The organism is Pseudomonas sp. P5_B2 (assembly GCF_056400445.1).
This window is the reverse complement of the sequence record NZ_JBFULH010000226.1, coordinates 1-6767: the sequence shown is the minus strand read 5'-3', so window position 1 is coordinate 6767 and position 6767 is coordinate 1. Positions and strand designations below refer to the sequence as shown.

Sequence of the window (6767 nt, the reverse complement as noted above, 5' to 3'; positions counted from 1 at the left end):
CCTCGCATGTCCCGAGGGCGTGGATTTTCTGGAAGAACCGGTTGCCTGATTTTACGAGGACTRCGTCCTCGAACGCAGCCTCGCAGGCTCGGCAGCTGCTACAAAGAACGTGTCAGGGTTGAGTGGGTAGCCACAGACGGAACCGTGCGCCGCCGAGCGGCGACGGTTCGACGGTCAGCGTGCCACCCTGCGCCTCCAGCGCCCGACGACTGATCGCCAGTCCCAGGCCAAAACCACCCGTTGCTCGATCCCGACTGCGATCCAGCCGATAAAACGGCTCGAAGATGCGTTCCCGTTCGTCATCCGGAATGCCGATCCCGTCGTCATCCACCCAGATCTCACAGCCCTTCGCACACACCTGCACACCAATCTGAATGTGCTTTTCGCAGTAGCGCATGGCATTGCGCAACAAGTTCTGAATAGCGCGGGCGGTCAGGCGCGGGTCAAGCGTGAAGCGTTCAAGTTGGCCGTGAAGCCGCACATCCATGATGATGTGCGGCGATTCCAGTTCTTCATCAACGCTCCCCAGAATGCTGTCTATAAACTCATCCAGCACCACTTCAACCTGCTCCGGCAACTGAGCCGGGTTTTGCAAGCGGCTGTAGGACAGTAACTCCAGGACTAACTCATCGAGTTCGCGGATGTGCGCGACCAACGCTTGCAAGCGCTCGCGACTGCCTGTGGGCAAATCGTCGGACAGTGCCAGGGCCAGGCCGAAGTCCAGACGGGTCAGCGGCGTGCGCAGTTCGTGGGACACTGCGTTGAGCAAGTCGCGCTGCTGGTTCAGCAGGTTTTCGATGTCGCCGGCCATGGTGTCGAAGACGTTGGCCAGGCTGCCGATGTTGGAGTGTCGGGAAATCTGCGTGCGCTCGCTCAAGTGGCCTTTGCCGAAACGCTCGGCGGTGCCTTTGAGGCGTTCCAGATCGCGCCAGTGCGGGCGCAGCCACAGCAGCAGGCACGCGAGCATGGTCGCGCCGATCAAGACGTTGATGCTCCAATACAACAGGCTGACGTCCATCGGGTCCGGCGGCACGATCATTTTCACCACCGTTTGTTCGTTGAGCGGCGCCACGGACAGGGTGCGCCAGCCCCAGTCGCCGATACGCACCACGTTCTCGCCGCGCTGCAGGCTTTCGCGCTCCAACAGGGTGAAATCGGGATCGTCATTGCGCGTCAACACGATGCACAGCGGGGTGAATTCCTTGTCCATCTCAACCGCCATTGCCGGCCATTGCGCTTCGGGCACGGCGTGGAATTGCTTGACGATCAGGGTTTGCAAGCCGCGTGAATAATCGAGGTTGTAGGTGACAAAACGTTCGTGGAAGACCTTGACCACCAGGTCTGGCACCAGGTAAATCGCCGCGCTGAACGAAACGATGGTCACCAAGTACAGGCGAAACAGGATTCTGAACATCGCTTCAGCATTCCCACTCGGAACGGCTGAACAGGTAACCCTTGCCCCACACGGTTTTGATCTTGCGCGCCTCGCCCGCGTTGTCGTCGAACTTGCGCCGCAGCTTGGAAATGGCCACGTCCACCGAGCGGTCAGTGCCGTTGAATTCGATGCCGCGCAGGCGTTGCAGGATCTGGTCGCGGCTCAGCACTTCGCCAGCATGTCGAGCCAACACCACCAGCAAGTTGTATTCACCGCTGGACAGTTCGACCAATTGCTCGCGCCAGGTCACGGTGCGTTCCGACAGGTCGATGCACAGGTTGCCCATAACAATACGGTCGTTGACGGTCTGCGGCTCGCCAAGGCTGCTGCGGCGCAACAGCGTGCGTACGCGAGCCAGCAAGACACGGGGCTCGCAGGGCTTGGTGACGTAGTCGTCGGCGCCCATCTCCAGGCCCAGGACTTGATCGTGGCTGTCGTCGCGTGCGGTGAGCATCAGGATCGGCAGCGTGGCCGAATCTGCCCGCAGCAACCGACAGACTTGCAGACCGTCGAGGCCCGGCAGCATCAGGTCGAGGATCACCAGGTCCGGCGGGTTGACCCGCGCGCGTTCGCGCACGTGGTCGCCGCGGCTGATCACGTTGACCGAATAGCCGTTGCGTTCCAGGTAGCTGGCGATCAGTTCGGAGAGCGCGGTGTCGTCTTCGACCAGGAGGATGTTGGGCATGGGGTGTTTCCAGAAAGTGCTATGGCGATCGGTCCGGCCTCTTCGCGAGCAAGTTCGCTCCCACATTTGATTGAAGGTGTTCACAAAGCTTGAGTTCACACGCGATTCAATGTGGGACCGGGCTTGCTCGCGAAGGCGGCCTCAGCTTCGCAAAAGTAATCAAGCAGCAAAGGATATACGCCCTCACCCCCGCCTGAGTAAAACCCTTACACAATTTCACACAGCACCAACAAAGCTTCACCGCTACCCTCGTCGGCGCCCCGTAGGATGCGGGGGTCAATATTGGGGTATTTCCATGTCAAAAAATCTGCTTGCCGCGTTCGGCCTGCTAGCACTGGGGCTGACGCTGAGCGCCTGTGACAAGTCCTCCATCGCCGAAGAACAGGCACCGCTGGCCACCGTGCGCATCGAAACCATCGAAGCCCGGCCTCTGTCGATTACCAGCGAGTTGAGCGGGCGGATTGCCGCGCCACGGATCGCCGAAGTCCGCGCCCGTGTCGCCGGCGTCGTGTTGCAGCGGACTTTCAATGAAGGCAGCGATGTGAAAAAAGGCGACGTGCTGTTTCGTATCGATCCGGCCCCGTTCAAGGCCGACCTGGACAGCGCGGAAGCTGCGTTGCGCAAGGCCGAGGCCAATGCGTTCCAGGCCCGGCTGCAAGAGCAGCGCTATGCCCAGTTGATCGAGGGCAACGCCATCAGCGGCCAGGATTATGACAACGCTCGGGCCAACGTGCGGCAAACGGCGGCTGATGTCGCCGCCAACAAAGCAGCCGTGGAGCGGGCAAAACTCAACCTCGGCTACGCCACGGTCACCGCGCCAATTTCCGGTCGCATCGGCCGCGCACTGGTGACCGAAGGCGCGCTGGTCGGGCAGAACGAAACCACGCCATTGGCGCTGATTCAGCAACTCAATCCCATTCATGCCGACCTGACCCAGTCAACCCGCGAACTCAACGACCTGCGCCGGGCCTTTCGCTCCGGCCAACTGCAGCAAGTTGGTCAGGGTCAAGCCAAAGCCACATTGATCCAGGACGATGGCAGCCTCTACCCGCTGCCGGGCAAGCTGCTGTTTACCGACATTACCGTCGACCCGGGCACTGGCCAGATCATCCTGCGCAGCGAGTTCCCCAACCCGGACCTCGATCTGCTACCCGGCAGTTTCGTGCGAGTGCGTCTGGAACAAGCGGTAAACCAGCAAGGCATCAGCGTGCCGCAACGGGCAATCCAGCGTGACAGCGCCGGTATTGCGCAAGTATTGCTGCTCGACGCCGACGAGCGCGTTGGCCTGCAACCGGTTGAACTGGGCGCGGTTCAGGACGATCGCTGGATCGTTACCGGCGGCCTCCAGCCTGGCGACCGCATTGTCATCGAAGGCCTGCAACACGCGCGCCCCGGCGAGCAAGTCCAGATTGACAGCACCCCTCTTCCACTTGCCCAGGTTTCTGGTCAGTAAGCAGGACGCTTTTTTATGCCGCAGTTTTTTATTGATCGCCCGGTCTTCGCTTGGGTGGTCGCCTTGTTCATATTGTTGGCGGGTGCTTTGGCCATTCCACAGTTGCCGGTAGCGCAGTATCCCGACGTCGCCCCGCCGCAAATCGAAGTTTACGCTGTGTACCCGGGTGCTTCGGCGCAGACCGTGGACGAGAGCGTGGTCAGCCTGATCGAGGAGGAACTCAACGGCGCCGATCATTTGCTGTACTTCGAGTCGCAAAGCAGCCTTGGCAGCGCCACCATCAAGGCCACGTTTCAACCGGGTACTGACCCGGAAATGGCCCAGGTCGATGTGCAAAACCGCCTCAAGGTGGTCGAGTCGCGGCTGCCACAAGCGGTCATTCAGCAAGGCCTGCAAGTCGAAAAAGTTTCCGCAGGCTTCCTGCTGCTGGTCACCCTCACCTCCAGCGACGGCAAACTCGACGACGTGGCGCTCAGCGATTACCTGGCGCGCAACGTGATGAACGAGATCAAGCGCCTGGACGGTGTCGGCAAGGCGCAATTGTATGGTGCCGAACGGGCCATGCGCATTTGGATCGATCCGCAGAAACTGATCGGTTTCAACCTGACCCCGGCCGACGTCAACGCAGCCATCGTCGCGCAAAACGCCCAAGTGTCCGCTGGCAGTATCGGCGACCTGCCGACCCGCACCACGCAAGAAATTACCGCAACCATTTTGGTGACGGGGCAGTTGTCGACGCCGGAGGAATTCGCCGACATCGTCCTCAAGGCCAACCTCAACGGTTCTACCGTGCGCATCGGCGATGTTGCGCGGGTCGAGATCGGCAGCCAGGAATACAATTTCTCTACCCGCCTGAACGGCAAACCATCGACCGCTGTCAGCGTACAGTTGGCACCGGGCGCCAATGCCCTTAGTACCGCCACGCTGGTGCGGGCGAAGATGGATGAACTGGCGCGCTATTTCCCGGCCGGCGTGGAATACAAGATTCCTTACGACACCTCACCCTTCGTCAAAGTCTCGATCACCAAAGTGGTTTACACCCTTGGCGAGGCGATGCTGCTGGTGTTTGCCGTGATGTTCCTGTTCCTGCAAAACATCCGCTACACGCTGATCCCGACGCTCGTGGTGCCGGTGGCGCTGATGGGCACCTTCGCGACCATGTTGGCGCTGGGGTTCTCGATCAACGTGCTGACCATGTTCGGCATGGTGCTGGCCATCGGTATTCTGGTGGACGACGCCATTGTGGTGGTGGAGAACGTCGAGCGCATCATGGTCACCGAGGGCCTGTCACCCAAGGAGGCGACGCGCAAGGCCATGAAGCAGATCACCGGAGCGATCATCGGCATCACGCTGGTGCTGGTGGCGGTGTTTATACCGATGGCGTTCATGCAAGGTTCGGTCGGGGTGATTTACCGGCAGTTCTCGTTATCAATGGCCACCTCGATCCTCTTCTCGGCGTTCCTTGCGCTGACGTTGACCCCAGCGTTGTGCGCCACACTACTCAAGCCGATCGCCAAGGGTGAGCATCACGAGAAGACTGGCTTCTTCGGCTGGTTCAATCGCGGTTTTGAACGGTTGACCGAACGTTATCAGGGCTGGGTCGCCTACGCACTGAAGCGCAGCGGGCGTTACCTGCTGATCTATGGCGTGCTGCTGATAGGACTGGGCGTGTGTTTCAGTCGTCTGCCCTCCTCGTTTCTGCCGGTCGAGGACCAGGGTTACACCATTACCGACATTCAACTGCCACCCGGCGCAAGCAAGAACCGGACTGTGCGAGTGGTAGAGCAGATTGAAGCGCACAACACCACGGAACCGGGCATTGGCGACAGCACGATCATTCTCGGTTTCAGTTTTTCCGGCAGCGGGCAGAACGCCGCGCTGTCGTTTGCCACGCTCAAGGACTGGTCTGAACGCAGCAGCGACGATTCGGCGAGCTCGATTGCCGACCGGGCCAACGTCGCACTCAGTCAGATCAAGGACGCAGTGGTGTTCTCCGTTCTGCCGCCACCGGTTGACGGCCTCGGCACGTCCAGCGGTTTCGAATTCCGCTTACAGGATCGGGGCGGTCTCGGCCATGCCACGCTGATGCAGGCACGCAGCGAACTGCTCGCCGCTGCCGAGAAAAGCCCAATCCTGATGAATGTGCGTGAAAGCGCCCTTGCCGAAGCGCCGCAAGTACAACTGGAAGTCGACCGCAAACAAGCCAATGCGCTGGGCGTGTCGTTTGCCGACATCGGTAACGTGCTGTCAACCGCCGTCGGTTCAGCGTATATCAACGACTTCCCCAATCAGGGGCGCATGCAAAGGGTGGTGGTGCAGGCCGAAGGCGATCAACGCAGCCAGGTGGCCGACCTGATGAAAATGCATGTGCGCAACAACGCCGGAAAAATGGTGCCCCTGTCAGCCTTCGTCCAGGCCAAATGGACTCAGGGCCCGGCGCAACTGACCCGCTACAACGGTTACCCGGCCATTGCCATTTCCGGCGAACCGTCACCGGGTCACAGCACCGGCGAAGCCATGGCGGAAATCGAGCGTCTGGTTGCACTTGGCCCGGCGGGATTGGGTCAGGAATGGACCGGGTTATCGTTGCAGGAACGCTTGTCCGGCAGTCAGGCACCAATTCTGCTCGGCCTGTCGCTGCTGATCGTGTTCTTGTGCCTGGCGGCGCTGTATGAGAGTTGGTCGATTCCGACCTCGGTGCTGCTCGTGGTGCCGTTGGGTGTGCTTGGCGCGGTATTGGCCGTGACCCTTCGCGGGATGCCCAACGATGTGTTCTTCAAAGTCGGGCTGATCACCATTATTGGTCTGTCGGCGAAGAATGCGATCCTGATCATTGAATTCGCCAAGAGCCTGTATGACGAAGGCCATGACCTGATCGATGCAACGCTGCAAGCCGCGCGATTGCGCCTGCGACCGATTGTGATGACCTCGCTGGCGTTTATCCTCGGCGTGGTGCCTTTGGCCATTGCCACCGGGGCCAGCTCCGCGAGTCAGCGGGCGATTGGCACCGGGGTCATTGGCGGGATGATCACGGCGACGCTGGCGGTGGTGTTTGTGCCGGTGTTTTTTGTGGTGGTGATGAAGCTGGTCCGCAAGCGCCACAAGGACCTCTAGCCACAACACAGATTAACTGTAGGAGCGAGCCGGCTCCGGGCAGCGTTCCGACGATGAGGCCATCAGACTCAACATCAATG

General features: G+C 60.4%; 4 protein-coding genes. 2 read left to right on the top strand and 2 right to left on the bottom strand.

The annotated features are described in order from the left end of the window. Window positions 1-112: 112 nt before the first annotated feature. The gene (locus AC1DRJ_RS16670) at window positions 113-1414 is read right to left on the bottom strand and encodes an ATP-binding protein (RefSeq protein ID WP_477803119.1); all 1302 of its coding nucleotides are present in this window, start codon (window positions 1412-1414) and stop codon (window positions 113-115) included. Window positions 1415-1418: 4 nt separating this feature from the next. Further along, window positions 1419-2120, bottom strand: a complete 702-nt coding sequence (locus tag AC1DRJ_RS16665; RefSeq protein WP_477803118.1) for a response regulator — start codon at window positions 2118-2120, stop codon at window positions 1419-1421. 295 nt (window positions 2121-2415) lie between these two features. Here AC1DRJ_RS16665 and AC1DRJ_RS16660 point away from each other — a divergent pair, with 295 nt between their 5' ends. Both AC1DRJ_RS16660 and AC1DRJ_RS16655 read left to right on the top strand, forming a co-directional pair. After that, a complete protein-coding gene (locus AC1DRJ_RS16660) occupies window positions 2416-3573 on the top strand; it encodes an efflux RND transporter periplasmic adaptor subunit (protein ID WP_477803117.1) in 1158 nt (385 codons plus the stop codon). Between the two features lie 15 nt (window positions 3574-3588). Next, complete coding sequence (locus AC1DRJ_RS16655; protein ID WP_477803116.1) at window positions 3589-6687, top strand: multidrug efflux RND transporter permease subunit; 3099 nt, start codon at window positions 3589-3591, stop codon at window positions 6685-6687. Window positions 6688-6767 lie beyond the last annotated feature (80 nt).

What these genes read in the sequence shown, in the direction of transcription:
- AC1DRJ_RS16670 (WP_477803119.1), bottom strand. Translation starts at nt 1,414, where the DNA reads ATGTTCAGAATCCTGTTTCGCCTGTACTTGGTGACCATCGTTTCGTTC.
- AC1DRJ_RS16665 (WP_477803118.1), bottom strand. Translation starts at nt 2,120, where the DNA reads ATGCCCAACATCCTCCTGGTCGAAGACGACACCGCGCTCTCCGAACTG.
- AC1DRJ_RS16660 (WP_477803117.1), top strand. Translation starts at nt 2,416, where the DNA reads ATGTCAAAAAATCTGCTTGCCGCGTTCGGCCTGCTAGCACTGGGGCTG.
- AC1DRJ_RS16655 (WP_477803116.1), top strand. Translation starts at nt 3,589, where the DNA reads ATGCCGCAGTTTTTTATTGATCGCCCGGTCTTCGCTTGGGTGGTCGCC.